Source organism: Flavobacterium sp. ZB4R12 (assembly GCF_048276375.1).
GTDB classification, from domain to species: Bacteria; Bacteroidota; Bacteroidia; order Flavobacteriales; family Flavobacteriaceae; genus Flavobacterium; species Flavobacterium gawalongense.
Window position 1 is genome coordinate 57,972 of sequence record NZ_JBLNKS010000003.1, and the last position, 14,517, is coordinate 72,488.

Sequence of the window (14,517 nt, forward strand, 5' to 3'; positions counted from 1 at the left end):
ATTTAAAGTAACATATATGTCAGCAGAAGGTCACGATCACGGACACGATCACGAACACGAACACCACCATAAAGACACTTTCATTACTAAATATATCTTTAGTATTGATCACAAAATGATTGCCAAACAATACCTTTTAACGGGTATTATTATGGGGGTTATTGGTGTTGGGATGTCTATGCTTTTTAGAATGCAATTGGCATGGCCAGAAGAATCATTCAAAATATTTAATATATTACTAGGTGATAAATTTGCTCCAAATGGAGTTATGGCAAATGATATTTATTTGGCATTAGTTACAATTCATGGAACAATAATGGTTTTCTTCGTTCTTACCGCCGGATTGAGTGGAACTTTTAGTAATTTATTGATTCCTCTTCAGATTGGTGCACGAGATATGGCATCTGGTTTTATGAATATGATTTCTTATTGGTTATTCTTTTTATCAAGTGTAATCATGGTTTGTTCATTATTCGTAGAAGCTGGACCAGCATCAGCTGGTTGGACTATTTATCCGCCTTTGAGTGCCCTTCCACAAGCAATTCCTGGTTCAGGGATGGGTATGACATTATGGTTAGTTTCTATGGCTATATTTATTGCATCTTCATTAATGGGATCTTTAAACTATGTAGTTACAGTAATCAATCTTAGAACTAAAGGAATGTCTATGACAAGATTGCCTCTTACTATTTGGGCTTTCTTCGTGACTGCAATTATTGGTATTGTTTCTTTTCCAGTTTTATTGTCAGCTGCTTTATTATTGATTTTTGACAGAAGTTTTGGAACATCATTCTTCTTATCCGATATTTATATCGCTGGTGAAGTATTGCATTATCAGGGTGGTTCTCCAGTTTTGTTTGAACACTTATTTTGGTTCTTAGGACATCCTGAAGTTTATATTGTATTGTTACCTGCTTTAGGTATTACATCTGAAGTTATTGCTACTAATTCTCGTAAACCAATTTTTGGTTACAGAGCGATGATTATGTCAATTTTGGCAATCGCATTCTTATCAACAATTGTTTGGGGTCATCACATGTTCATCTCGGGTATGAATCCATTTTTAGGATCTGTATTTACATTTACAACTTTGTTAATTGCTATCCCTTCTGCAGTAAAAGCGTTTAATTATATTACAACACTTTGGAAAGGAAATTTACAATTGAACCCAGCGATGTTGTTTTCAATTGGTTTAGTTTCTACTTTTATAACAGGTGGTTTGACAGGTATTATCCTTGGAGATAGTACATTGGATATCAATGTTCACGATACGTATTTTGTTGTAGCTCACTTCCACTTAGTAATGGGTATTTCTGCTCTTTATGGTATGTTTGCTGGTATTTATCACTGGTTTCCAAAAATGTACGGTAGAATGCTTAATAAAAATCTGGGGTATGTTCACTTTTGGGTAACTGCAGTTTGTGCTTATGGTGTGTTTTTTCCAATGCACTTTATTGGATTAGCCGGTTTGCCAAGACGTTATTACACGAACACAAACTTTCCATTATTTGATGATTTGCAAAATGTAAATGTTCTGATAACTACATTTGCTTTGATTGGTGGAGCTTTTCAATTGGTATTTTTATACAACTTTTTCAGTAGTATTTTCTACGGTAAAAGAACGGTTCAAAATCCTTGGAAATCTAATACACTTGAATGGACCGCACCTGTAGAGCACATTCACGGTAACTGGCCAGGAGAAATTCCTGAAGTACACCGTTGGCCTTATGATTACAGTAATCCAGCACATGATGTTGATTTTGTACCTCAAAATGTTCCAATGAAAGAAGGTGAAGAAGTTTTACATCACTAATCTTAAATATAATATAAAGCCTTTGCGAAAGTAGAGGCTTTTTTTGTTTTCCAGAGATATGAAAATTATTAATTTATTTTTTCATTAATAATTTTGATAAAGTCTTCAGACGGAATTCCGCCAAACTAAATACTTTCTTTATCTTTGTTAAATGAATGAAAATTTAGATCCAACAACAAACGGTTATAATGCAGAAGAGCTTGATCTTGAGAAAAGATTAAGGCCGCTTTCATTCGATGATTTTGCCGGTCAAGACCAAATATTAGAAAATTTAAAGGTTTTTGTTCAGGCTGCAAATCAAAGAAATGAAGCACTTGATCACACCCTTTTTCATGGCCCTCCAGGTTTAGGAAAAACAACTTTAGCGAACATTCTTGCCAATGAGTTGCAAGTAGGCATAAAAATTACTTCAGGACCTGTTTTAGACAAACCGGGAGATTTAGCTGGCTTGTTGACCAATCTCGAAGAAAGAGATGTGTTATTCATTGACGAAATACATCGTTTAAGTCCCATAGTTGAAGAATATTTGTATTCTGCGATGGAAGACTTCAAGATTGATATAATGATTGAATCGGGGCCAAATGCAAGAACTGTTCAAATTAATCTAAATCCATTTACTTTAATTGGTGCGACAACTCGTTCTGGTCTGTTGACAGCGCCCATGAGAGCTCGTTTTGGAATATCATCGCGTCTGCAATATTATACAACAGAGTTGTTAACTACAATCGTGGAACGAAGTGCAACTATTTTTAAAATGCCTATCACAATGGAAGCTGCAATCGAAATTGCGGGTAGAAGTAGAGGAACACCACGTATTGCCAATGCATTATTGCGCCGTGTTCGTGATTTTGCGCAAATAAAAGGAAATGGTAAAATTGACATTGAAATTGCCCGTTATGCGTTAAAAGCACTTAATGTAGATGCCCATGGATTAGATGAAATGGACAATAAAATACTAACTACAATTATTGAAAAATTTAAAGGCGGACCAGTAGGCCTATCAACTTTGGCGACAGCCGTATCCGAAAGTAGCGAAACTATCGAAGAAGTATATGAGCCGTTCCTCATACAAGAAGGGTTTATCATGAGAACGCCTAGGGGAAGAGAAGTCACTGACAAAGCCTATAAACATCTAGGAAAATTAAATACAAATATTCAAGGCGGATTGTTTTAATTTTAGGAGCTATTTACTTCGTCAGTTCGCTACGCTCGTGTCCTGCTATTCGCTATATCTATCTCGTTAAAAAACGAGATAGGATGCCGCTTCAAACGAAGTTCACTGAACTCCTATAAAAATAGAAGCTAAGTGAAGTAATCAGGGCTAGTTTGAATAAACCATTAATTTCAACTTTTCTATCATAATTCAAAAATCTAAATACACCCAGTTCATCAAATCCGAAGCTAAACGCCTCGGTTTTTTGTCTTGTGGTATTTCTAAAGCCCAGTTTTTAGAGGAGGAAGCGCCACGGTTAGAAAATTGGCTTAATAAAAATAGAAATGGTGAAATGTCATACATGGAAAATCATTTTGATAAGCGATTAAACCCAACTTTACTGGTCGATGATGCTAAAAGTGTTGTTTCTCTTCTATTAAATTATTATCCGGAACAATTTCAAAATACGGATTCTTATAAAATTTCAAAATATGCTTATGGGCAGGATTACCATTTTGTAATTAAGGAAAAACTTAAAGAATTTTTATTTTCTATTCAATCAACTATCGGTGAAGTTTCTGGCCGTGCTTTTGTTGATTCGGCTCCAGTACTCGATAAAGCTTGGGCTGCAAAAAGTGGTTTGGGATGGATTGGTAAAAACAGTAATTTGTTGACTCAAAAAGTAGGTTCTTTTTACTTTATTGCCGAGCTAATTATCGACTTAGATTTAGAATATGATAATCCTACAACAGATCATTGCGGAACTTGTACTGCTTGTATTGACGCTTGCCCAACCGAAGCGATTGTAGGGCCGCATATTGTTGACGGCAGTAAATGCATTTCCTATTTTACTATAGAACTTAAAGAGAATATTCCTCAAGAAATGAAAGGTAGCTTTGATGATTGGGCTTTTGGGTGTGATGTATGTCAGGATGTTTGCCCATGGAATAAGTTTTCAAAAGTTCATAATGAGCCATTATTTAATCCAAATCCGGAATTGCTTTCCATGTCCAAAAAAGATTGGAGAGAAATTACTGAAGAAACATTTAGAGTTGTGTTTAAAAATTCGCCTCTTAAAAGAGCAAAATTTCAGGGAATTAAACGAAATATTGATTTTTTAGAATAATTTTTATGTTTTATAATCAGCTGATTTTAAGTTAAGCTAATTAAATTTTTATAGAAGATTCTCTAATAATAATGCTTGTGTCTAATTCAATAGTTCTTGGTGTAAATGGAATGCCTTCTTTATGACAATTCATTTCTTCCAATAATAAGTTGAAAGACTCGATTCCCATTTCATGGCTTGGCTGATCCACTGTACTTAATTTAGGGGTTAGTACTTGTGACATAAACCAATTGCTGAAACCGATTACTGCAACTTGCTGAGGAACTTTAATTTTGTTATCATTAAAGTAAGATAATACACCAACTGCAACCAAATCAGTAATTGCAAATATACCATCAACATCAGGATGGTCTTTTATGATTTGTTTTGCAAAATCGATTCCTTCTTGAAAAGTGACGGTTTCGCATGTGTAAACTAATTTAGCGTCAAAAGGGATATTGTTTTTTTCTAAAGCTTTTTTATATCCAATATAACGGTCAATAGCATTTTGAGGATTTAAAGGGCCGCGAATATGAACAATTTTTTTGCAGCCGTTATCAATCAAATGTTGAACAGCATTAAATGCTGCTTTTTGGTCATCGATGATTACTTTTGAACAGGTAATTAATTTGTTGATTTTATCAAACATGACAAAAGGAATGTTCCTGTTGATGATTTCTTTTAAATGATCGTCATTATTTGACTCATTTGAAAGTGAAATAATAATTCCATCAACTCTTTTTTTGATCAAAAGTTCTACCTGTTTTTTCTCTAAAGCTAATGATTCATTTGATTGTAAAATAATAACGAGATAGCCATTTTTTTCAGCTTCATCAATTATGGCATTTACCACATTAGAGAAAAAGTGATGCACTACTTCAGGAATAATTAAACCAATAGTTTTTGATTCTTTTGTTCTTAAATTTACGGCAAAACTGTTGGGAGTATAGTGTAGATTTTGGGCAAGATCAATTACAGCTTGTTTAGTTTTTGCACTAACATCTGGATAGTTTTTCAAAGCTTTTGAAACAGTTGTTATTGAAATCCCTAATTTCGTTGCAATTTCTTTAAGAGTAATGTCTTTCATGAATCGGATTTCTACGTATTTAATTTTAGAAAAATATTTTTTCAGAAACGGTTTCTCTTTAAGACTTGATGAGTCTTTATTTTAATTTATGTTTATGAAAAACGGCTATACTTTCATATATTCTTTACAAGATATTAATTTTTATCTTATTTCTATTTTTTTTACCAAAATAAACTAATTAATATTTATAAGTTAAATTAAATAAATTAGGGTTTACTGTTTTATTAAATAGTTGAAATTTTAAGTTGACTCTCTTTCAATTATGCTTGTTTCTAATTCAATTGACTGAAAAACTACAGGTGAATTATTCTTTTTTAAATTAATTTCATCGAATAAAACAGAAGCGGATTTTCTTCCAATTTCAAACCCAGGTTGGTCAATTGTTGAAAGTTTAGGACTTATTACACTTGACATAAACCAATTGCTGAAGCCAAAAACAGCAATTTGTTTTGGAATAGGAATACCGACGTCATTCAAATATTTAATAATTCCTATCGCAACTAAATCAGTAACTGCAAAAATCGCATCGATTTCCGGGTGTTCATTAACAACCTTTATGGCATTTTTATAACCATCTTCAAAATCCATATTGTTTTCACATACAAAAACCAAGGATGGATCATAGATAATGTTATTATCCTCCAATGCTTTTTTGTAACCTAAAAATCGGTCAATAGAATTTTGAGGTAAATAGGAGCCTCTAAAATGAGCAATTTTTTTATATCCCTTTTTTATAAGATAACAAACGGCATCGTAAGCTGCTTTCCTATCATTAATAGTTACTTTAGAACAGTTAACAAGCTTTGCAATTTTATCAAAAAGTACTAGTGGAGTATTGTGAGAAATGATAGTTTTTAAATGTTCAAAATCGCCGGTTTCATTAGATAAGGACATTAAAATCCCATCAACTCTTTTATTTAATAATAGATCAATTTGTTTCTTTTCAAGCTCAACTTTTTCGTTAGACTGTAAAATAATAACCATGTAATCTCTTTTCTCCGCTTCTTCAAGAATTCCGTCAATTACACTTGAAAAAAAATCATGAACAAGGGTAGGGATTATCAAACCTATAGTCTTAGACTCTTTAGTTCTTAAATTTACAGCAAAACTGTTTGGAGTATAATTTAGTTGGTTTGCTAAATCTATAACTGCCTTTTTTGTTTTTTCACTAACATCTGAGTACCCTTTCAAAGATTTTGAAACGGTTGTTATAGAAATTCCCAGTTGAGAGGCAATTTGTTTGAGAGTGGGATTATTCATATTTCGATACTCTAAATAGTAAAAGCCGAATAAAAAACTGTTTCTTGAAAAACGAATTTACAATTTATTTGTTGTAATTCAATTTTCAAGAAACAGTTTAATTAGAAATTATCTATTTTGGTCTAATTTGTTGTTTTTTAATTATTGTTTGAGCTCTATTATGATGGCTTCGTAAGGGCGTAAAATATTGTTTTCCAATTTTTTAATTCCAGTGTAATTGTCTAAAATTATTTTAGATTTAGCAGTGGAAATCCCAATGTTGTAAGTGCTGTTTTTATCCGTAAAATTTAATAATACCAATAATTTTTTACCATCTAGTTCTCTTGTATAGGCATATACATTTGGATTTTCTTTGTCTAATAACGTGTATTTCCCATAAACAAGCGTTGGCTCATTTTTGCGTAATTGCACTAATTTTCTAAAATAATTCAAGACTGAATTGGGGTCTTTTTCTTGCACTTCGGCATTAATGGTTTCGTAATTTGGGTTTACTTTCAACCATGGTGTTCCAGTGGTAAAACCTGCGTTTTGAGCTGTATCCCATTGAAAAGGCGTTCTTCCGTTTTCTCTGGATGTTTGTTTTTGACCTTCTAGAAAGGCTTGTAAATCGCCACCTCTATTTTTTAAACCAATGTATTTGTTGCGCGTATCCACATCGGTATAATCATCAATTGAATTGAAACGAATGTTAACCATTCCTAGTTCGTCGCCATAATAGTAATAAGGCGTTCCTCGCATTGTCATTATAAAGGTAGAAAGCATTTTTGAAGAAATTGCTCGGAATTTTGGGGTGTCATTGCCAAACTTACTGACCATTCTTGGTTGATCGTGATTGGCCAGAAAAATAGATAACCATCCTTTGTCTTTAAAGGTTTTGTCATATCGTGAAAAAATATCTTTGTATTTTACAAGACCAAAATCATTTAAATGTTTACCAATATCAACACTTTCAAAATGGTAGGCCATGTTTAATTCTTTTCGGTCCGGGTCTACAAATAGCAAAGCATCTTCAGGCGAACTTCCGGCACCTTCGGCAACGGTCATGATGTCATATTTGCTAAAAACTTCTCTATTCATTTCTTGTAAATAGTCATGTAAATGAGGCCCGACTCCATAGTATTTTATGATGTTTTTTTCATATCCTTTTGGTAATTCTGGCCAAGTTGTGTCTTTAGAAGCAAACTGAAAAGCGTCCATTCTAAATCCATCAATGCCTTTGTCTAACCAAAATCTCATGATATCATACACCTCATTTCTAACTTTTGGATTTTCCCAATTTAAATCGGGTTGCTTTTGAGAAAAATAATGAAGGTAATAAGAGTCAGTTTGCGCATCATATTTCCAAGCCTCACTATTTACATCAAAAAAGCTCCATCTATAAGGTGGTTTTCCTTTTTCGGCTGGCCACCAATGGTAATAGTCTCTATATTTATTATCTCTGGAACTTCTGGATTGTTTGAACCATTCATGTTCGTCACTACTGTGATTTACCACTAAATCCATGATGAGTTTGATATCTCGTTTGTGCATCTCTTTTAACAAAAGATCAAAATCTTCCATTGTTCCAAAATCCTTCATGATTTCACGATAATCGCTAATATCATAACCATTATCATCATTTGGAGATGTGTAAATGGGATTGAGCCAAACCGCATCTATCCCTAAGCTTTTTACATAATCCAGTTTAGAAATGATTCCTTTTAAATCTCCAATTCCATCGCCATCACTATCTTTGAAACTTCTAGGATATATTTGATATACAACGGCTTCTTTCCACCATTTGGGATCATTTTTTTGAGTTATTTTTACAGACATGTTTTGTGCGATTGTGCTTTCAGCTGCGAATAGCATCAGAGCTGAAAATAAGCATGATTTGATAATAGGGTTCATTGTTGTATGTGTTAATGGCATCTGGATTATTTGGTGTTATTTCTTACGGAATTCATGAATGCGCTAATCTCTTTTTCTGTTATTTTTGGGTTTGCACCCTCATTTTTTGCTACCAAAGCACCCATGGCACAAGCAAAATCAATAGCATTTTGGGGTTCGTCATTGCTTAACAATTTGCAAAGTAATGCGGCTAAAAAGGAATCTCCTGATCCCACAGTATCGACAACATCAATTTTATAACCACTATTGTAATACATTTTTTCATTGTAATACAAAACAGCTCCATGTCTTCCTTTGGTTACACAGATGTGTTTTGTATTTGTGTATTCAGCAATAAAAAGTATATTTTGTTCCAATGAATAATACGGTGAGTTAAGAAAAGCACTTATTTCATATAATTCATCATCATTAAATTTTATAAAATCAGATTGTAGCATTAATCTAATAAGTACTTCTTTTGTATAAAACGGTGCACGTAAATTGACATCAAATATTTTGTATTTCGCGTAATTTATTAACTCTAATAAAGTGTTGAACGAAATTAAATCTCTGCAAACAAGACTCCCATAAACAAATGCATCAGCTTTCTTTACTACACTTTCAACTTCTGGATTGCATTCTATTTTGTCCCAAGCCACAGGATAATTGATGGTGTAGGATGCAGAACCTTTTTTGTCTAATTGAACCAATACTTCACCGGTTGAAAAAGATTGGTCGATTTGAATGGTGTTTGTAGGCACACCATTTTCTTTGATAAAATTTAATAGCTCTTTGCCTATTTCATCATTACCGATGCGACTTATTATTTGAGCATTTACTCCTAGAGAAGCTAGGCGGAGCGCGACATTCAATGGTGCACCGCCAATTTTTTTATGTGTAGGAAAAACATCAAACAACACTTCTCCAAAACAAACAACACTGAGTTTTTTTTTGATATTATTCATGGTTAAGCATTTTATGTTCTAATTCTTCTAGTGATAATCCTTTGGTTTCGGGCATCATGAATAATACAAATACCAGTTGTAAAACCATCATAAAGGCAAAAAAGGCAAATATTGGCCAAGGATTTTCTTTGAACAAGTCAATCACAACGGGACCTGCTAGTGTAATCAAAGCCGCAAATATCCAGTGAATTCCTGTGCCAAATGATTGTCCGTTGGCACGAACATTATTGGGGAATATTTCTGAGATAAAAACCCAAATTACAGCTCCTTGTCCTATGGCATGTGAGGCAATAAACAATAAGATAGAGACCATTAAAATAATAGCACCTAAATTATTGTGAAATGCTAAAGCGACCATTCCTAAACTAACAATATATCCAATTGAACCTATTATCATTAGTTGTTTTCTTCCCAGAACATCTATTAAGCGCATGCCCACAATGGTAAAAATTAGATTTGTTAATCCAATTAGAATGGAATTAAGCAAAGATTCTTTGGAGGCTAATCCTGCCATTTCCAATATCTCAGGAGCATAATACAAGATGAAATTGATGCCTGATAATTGATTGAAAAAAGCAAGCAGAAAAGCTAATATTACCGGTAGTTTATATTTGTTTGAAAAAATAGTTTCTTTTACAGAAGCATCAACGACATCTTTTTTAATTTCATTAAAACTTTCTAATGCTTCCTCTTTTTCGTAGATCATTTCCAATACTTTCAAACCGGCGACATCATCTCTCTTTTTTAATATTAACCAACGCGGGCTGTCCGGAATTTGTAAAACTACAATGCTATAGATGAATGCAGGAACAGCTACAATTCCTATCATCCAACGCCAGTCATTTACTCCTCCAAAACCTTCGAACAAATAATTGGAGAAGAAAGCAATCAAGATTCCAAATACGATATTGAATTGAAATAAGGCGACTAGCTTTCCTCTGTTTTTTGCACTGGAAATTTCAGAAATATAAATTGGTGCCGCTACTGAAGAAGCTCCAACACCTATTCCCCCTATAAAGCGGAAGAATGAAAATGTATAAGGATCTGGTGCTAATGCAGAACCTAACGCCGATACTAAAAATAAGATGCCAATCCAAAAAAGGGTCTTTTTTCGGCCTAATTTATCACAAGGAATTCCACCGAATAAAGCGCCAAAAACGGTTCCCCATAATGCCATAGACATGATAAAAATTCCATGAAATAATGGCGTGGTGTGCCATAATTCTTTGATTGGCAAATTCGCACCGGATATTACTACGGTATCAAAGCCAAATAAAAATCCCGCTACAGCTACGGTAAGAGACCAATTTCGGACGTTATTCATTTTTTATAGTTTTTTGGTTATTTGTTTTGGTTGTTTTTGATTTTCTAGGAAAGGATATTAATTTACCAAATTCCTTTTATCTTGTTTATTGTAATGTTTTTAATTTCCTGCTCTTCATTTGATTGAATGCTTAAATTGGTATAAGGTTTTTTTGGAAAAATTTGTTCTGTAAAACTATAAATACCGCCATTTAAGAAAATTTCAATCGAGGACCAGTCTAAAAGAATACGATATTCTACAGTTTTCGAAATAATATTGGGAATTGAAGTTTTGTGAACCTCTTTTCCGAAATTTTCTTCGAAATTTACAAATCCAGAATGGCGTCTGTCGATGGAAAAAATGTTTTTTGTGGCATTGTAATCAATTACTAAAGAGTCTTTTACTGTATTTGAAAATATCAATTTTAGATTTTTTGACTTCGCCTTAAATTTTATCTCCGATTGATTAAGATTATCGTAAATTAAAGTGATAGTCTGATTTGCTGGGATGACCAATACATCTTTTGAGAATTCAGAAATCACTTGTTTTTTAAGTTGTTCAACTGCAGCGTTTTTTAGGACATAATCGCCTCTTAGCTTTTCAAGGGAAAGTTCTCTGGGTACCGTCATGGCACTTCTCCAGTTTTTTGTGGGCGTATTTCGAGCATAATGCCAATTACTCATCCATCCTATAAATATGCGTTTGTTTTTTGGTGCATCATTATAAGTTACTCCTGCATAATTATCTGCGCCGTAATCAACCCATTTAATCTCTTTTTGCTTGGTTTTAAAACTTTTCCCATCAAAATCACCAATGAAATATTGTGTTCCTGAACCGCCATTGGGTGCGCCAGGATTGATACTGATAAGTAAAACCCATTTTTCTTCATTGGAATTGGCTACTTTTAACTTGAAAATATCGGGACATTCCCAAACGCCGCCATGTGCTCCGATGCCTTTGCCAAATTCGCTCTCGAATGTCCAATTTATTAGGTTTTTTGAAGTGTAAAATTGAGCATGATCACCAGCTACTAAAACCAAATTCCAAAGATTTGTTACTGAGTTCCAAAAAACTTTGGGGTCTCTAAAATCTTTTATGCCAACATTTCCTATGATTGGATTTCCTTCATATTTCAACCAAGTATTTCCTTCGTCTAAACTGTAGGCTAATCCTTGTGTTTGAAAATTTGTTTTTCCTGATTTTTCGCCTTCCATATCATGATAGGTGAAAATAGCAATCATTGGCGGGTTTGCTAAAGTTCCTAAACCAGAAGTGTTTTTTAAGTCCACTACAGCACTTCCGGAAAATATCATTCCAAGTTTATCAGGGAATAAGGCAATGTTTTTTTGTTGCCAATGAATTAAATCGGTACTGGTTGCATGCCCCCAATGCATCGGTCCCCAAACAATGTCTTCCGGATAATATTGGTAAAACAAATGATAGACTCCTTTATAATATACCATGCCGTTAGGATCATTCATCCAGTTTTTTTCTGGAGAAAAATGAAATTGTGGACGAAAGGGCTCTTTATATATTTTTGAAGAATCAATTTCTATTTTTTCAGAAGAATGAATTGTAATGACATCATTACTTTCTTCTTTTTTACAAGAAAAAAAGGATAATACGATTGCGAGGGAAAGAAAGATAAATAGGATTTTACTTGCGAACTTCATTTAAAAAAGGATTTATTTTTATATTATCTCCATAAAAATAGAATTCTTTTTTTAATTATTCAGTCTGTAATAATTAAAAACGTTTTCGTTATATCGAAAACGTTTTCGATTTATATTTAATGTACTATGTCTAAATATTTAATTTTTTAAGGAATTAATTATATAAGTTTGAAAATATTATTAAAAAATTAAAATTATGATTTCAAATTTTAAAGGTTTGTTCTTGCTATTTTTAGTAGGTCCTGTTGTCTTCGGACAAACAAAATCAGATGAGTGGCATTTATATGCAAACTCCAGAGAAAATTATTATGGAGTTGCTATGGCAAATGGTCAAATAGGAATTGTTACGGATGACACGCCATTAAAAACAAAAGAAATTATCCTAAATGGAGTTTACGATGGCAGTCCTGAAAATGGAATTAGTAGAATTGTAAGAGGAATAGAATTTTTGAATCTTCATTTGACTATAAATAATCAAGAAATAAAATCAGATAATATAGATAACTGGAGCCAAGTGGTCTCCATGAAAGAAGGAACAAGTACAACTTCATTCAATTTCAAGGATTTTGCAAGCATTAATTATACGATTTTGGCCAATAGAGCAATTCCTTTTTCTGCAATGGCTATTGTTGAAATTATGCCTAATAAAGACATCGAAATAATGGCTAATAATTATATGATTGTTCCAGATGAATTGAAGGACGCTAAAAGTCAATTTCGAGTTTTAAAAGACAATCAGTATTTGATGCCTGTTTTTGGAACAACTGCCAGAACATTGACTGGGAAATATACTGTTGCGGCTTCGACGACTTTTCTTTTTGACGGGCAAAGTGAATCCCTGAAACAAACTGGTAACGAAGTTGGGTTTACCAAAAAATTATTGAAAGGAAAAAAATACCGATTTGCTGTAGCGGGAGGGATTTGCACGTCAAAAGATGTTACGGATCCTTTGAATGAATCCGAAAGACAACCTATATATGCATTGCAAGAGGGAATTGATAAATTACTGAATCGTCATAAACAAGCTTGGGCTGAATTATGGAATACGGGTGATATTCAAATCGAAGGGGATCTGGATGCACAGCAACGCGTTCGTTTTGCGTTGTATAATTTGTATTCCTACATCCGTCCGGAAACCAGACAAAGTATTGCGCCTATGGGATTGTCTTCACAAGGGTATAATGGTCATATTTTTTGGGACGCTGAACTTTGGATGTATCCAACACTTTTGGCCTTGCAACCTGATATGGCAAAATCATGTTTGGATTACCGTTCGGATAGATTACAAAAAGCGAAACAAAAAGCATTTATTTATGGCTACAAAGGAGCGATGTATCCTTGGGAATCTGATGATACAGGGGAAGAGGCGACACCTACTTGGGCGCTTACCGGGATTTTTGAGCAACATATTACGGCTGATGTTTCGATTGCGTTTTGGAATTATTATGCCTACACACAGGATAAATCATGGTTGAAAAAAGAATGGAACGTATTAAAAGAGACAGCTGATTTCTGGGTGAGTAGAGTGGTTAAAAATCAGGATGGAAGTTTTTCTATTTTAAATGTGGTAGGGGCTGATGAATATGCGCAACATATAGATGACAATGCCTTTACGAATGCCTCGGCTATTGAATCGCTGAAAAATACGATTAAGGCGGCAACAATATTAAATGAACCTGTCAATCCTAAATGGAAGGAAGTGTCTGATAAATTGGTAATTCATGTCGAAAATGGTATTACCCAAAATTATAAAGGATATCAAGGGCAAATTATTAAACAAGCGGATGTTAATTTACTGGCGTATCCTTTACACGTAATCACGGATAAAGATCAAATAAAAAGAGATTTGGAATACTATGCCGAAAAAATTGATAAAAAAGATGGCCCTGCAATGGCTTCAGGAGTTTTGTCAGTTTTATATGCGCGATTAGGAGATAAAGAAAAAGCCTACAGTTATTTTGTAAAATCGTATTTGCCAAATAGCCGTCCTCCTTTTGGTGTGTTTTCGGAATCAGCCAATAGTAATAATCCTTATTTTGCCACTGGTGCCGGTGCGATGCTTCAAGCTGTTATTTATGGTTTTGGTGGTGTGGAGCAAACTGATCTTGGATTGAAATACAATAAAGGGCTGCTGCCAAAAAAATGGAAGTCTTTAAAGATAATTGGTTTAGGATTAGACAATAAAACTATCACGATAGAATAATAACATAATATGGACAGTCCGCAATATGTTCCAAAGGATAAAATAGGACACACAGATTGTACAGATTGAACGGATTTTGCACAGAT

General features: G+C 33.6%; 10 protein-coding genes. 4 read left to right on the plus strand and 6 right to left on the minus strand.

Annotated features, from left to right (window positions below):
- Window positions 1-16 precede the first annotated feature (16 nt).
- The 3 genes from ACNO7W_RS02790 (at window position 17) to queG (ending at window position 4,092) form a co-directional block, all read left to right on the plus strand.
- On the plus strand, window positions 17-1,813 hold the full coding sequence (locus ACNO7W_RS02790; RefSeq protein ID WP_143385967.1) for a cytochrome c oxidase subunit I: 1,797 nt from the start codon (window positions 17-19) through the stop codon (window positions 1,811-1,813).
- A 151-nt stretch (window positions 1,814-1,964) separates the two neighbouring features.
- Window positions 1,965-2,987 carry a Holliday junction branch migration DNA helicase RuvB gene (ruvB, locus tag ACNO7W_RS02795; RefSeq protein WP_417936935.1) on the plus strand — a complete coding sequence of 341 codons (1,023 nt, stop codon included), beginning with the start codon at window positions 1,965-1,967 and terminating at the stop codon, window positions 2,985-2,987.
- A gap of 181 nt (window positions 2,988-3,168) precedes the next feature.
- Window positions 3,169-4,092: a tRNA epoxyqueuosine(34) reductase QueG gene (queG, locus tag ACNO7W_RS02800; RefSeq protein ID WP_143385968.1), complete on the plus strand. Its 924-nt coding sequence runs from the start codon at window positions 3,169-3,171 to the stop codon at window positions 4,090-4,092.
- 40 nt (window positions 4,093-4,132) lie between these two features.
- Here queG and ACNO7W_RS02805 read toward each other — a convergent pair whose 3' ends face one another.
- From ACNO7W_RS02805 to ACNO7W_RS02830, 6 genes are all read right to left on the minus strand, one after another.
- Window positions 4,133-5,158 carry a LacI family DNA-binding transcriptional regulator gene (locus ACNO7W_RS02805; protein WP_417936936.1) on the minus strand — a complete coding sequence of 342 codons (1,026 nt, stop codon included), beginning with the start codon at window positions 5,156-5,158 and terminating at the stop codon, window positions 4,133-4,135.
- A 240-nt stretch (window positions 5,159-5,398) separates the two neighbouring features.
- Window positions 5,399-6,418 (minus strand): LacI family DNA-binding transcriptional regulator, encoded by a 1,020-nt coding sequence (locus tag ACNO7W_RS02810; protein ID WP_417936937.1) that lies wholly within the window; start codon window positions 6,416-6,418, stop codon window positions 5,399-5,401.
- A 141-nt stretch (window positions 6,419-6,559) separates the two neighbouring features.
- Entirely contained in the window at window positions 6,560-8,308 is a 1,749-nt protein-coding gene (locus ACNO7W_RS02815; protein WP_417936938.1) for a glycoside hydrolase family 13 protein, read from the minus strand.
- 26 nt (window positions 8,309-8,334) lie between these two features.
- Window positions 8,335-9,252 (minus strand): carbohydrate kinase family protein, encoded by a 918-nt coding sequence (locus ACNO7W_RS02820; protein ID WP_417936939.1) that lies wholly within the window; start codon window positions 9,250-9,252, stop codon window positions 8,335-8,337.
- On the minus strand, window positions 9,245-10,576 hold the full coding sequence (locus ACNO7W_RS02825) for a sugar porter family MFS transporter (protein WP_417936940.1): 1,332 nt from the start codon (window positions 10,574-10,576) through the stop codon (window positions 9,245-9,247). Before ACNO7W_RS02825 ends, ACNO7W_RS02820 begins: the two co-directional genes overlap by 8 nt.
- Before the next feature lie 62 nt (window positions 10,577-10,638).
- On the minus strand, window positions 10,639-12,228 hold the full coding sequence (locus ACNO7W_RS02830; protein ID WP_417936941.1) for a glycoside hydrolase family 32 protein: 1,590 nt from the start codon (window positions 12,226-12,228) through the stop codon (window positions 10,639-10,641).
- 196 nt (window positions 12,229-12,424) lie between these two features.
- Here ACNO7W_RS02830 and ACNO7W_RS02835 point away from each other — a divergent pair, with 196 nt between their 5' ends.
- Window positions 12,425-14,431, plus strand: coding sequence for a glycosyl hydrolase family 95 catalytic domain-containing protein (locus tag ACNO7W_RS02835; protein WP_417936942.1), 2,007 nt, complete (start codon window positions 12,425-12,427; stop codon window positions 14,429-14,431).
- Window positions 14,432-14,517: the final 86 nt, after the last annotated feature.

Excerpts from the sequence above, each read along its gene's own strand:
- ACNO7W_RS02790 (WP_143385967.1), top strand. The coding sequence starts at position 17 with ATGTCAGCAGAAGGTCACGATCACGGACACGATCACGAACACGAACAC.
- ruvB (WP_417936935.1), top strand. The coding sequence starts at position 1,965 with ATGAATGAAAATTTAGATCCAACAACAAACGGTTATAATGCAGAAGAG.
- ACNO7W_RS02805 (WP_417936936.1), bottom strand. The coding sequence starts at position 5,158 with ATGAAAGACATTACTCTTAAAGAAATTGCAACGAAATTAGGGATTTCA.
- ACNO7W_RS02810 (WP_417936937.1), bottom strand. The coding sequence starts at position 6,418 with ATGAATAATCCCACTCTCAAACAAATTGCCTCTCAACTGGGAATTTCT.
- ACNO7W_RS02815 (WP_417936938.1), bottom strand. The coding sequence starts at position 8,308 with ATGAACCCTATTATCAAATCATGCTTATTTTCAGCTCTGATGCTATTC.
- ACNO7W_RS02820 (WP_417936939.1), bottom strand. The coding sequence starts at position 9,252 with ATGAATAATATCAAAAAAAAACTCAGTGTTGTTTGTTTTGGAGAAGTG.
- ACNO7W_RS02825 (WP_417936940.1), bottom strand. The coding sequence starts at position 10,576 with ATGAATAACGTCCGAAATTGGTCTCTTACCGTAGCTGTAGCGGGATTT.
- ACNO7W_RS02830 (WP_417936941.1), bottom strand. The coding sequence starts at position 12,228 with ATGAAGTTCGCAAGTAAAATCCTATTTATCTTTCTTTCCCTCGCAATC.
- ACNO7W_RS02835 (WP_417936942.1), top strand. The coding sequence starts at position 12,425 with ATGATTTCAAATTTTAAAGGTTTGTTCTTGCTATTTTTAGTAGGTCCT.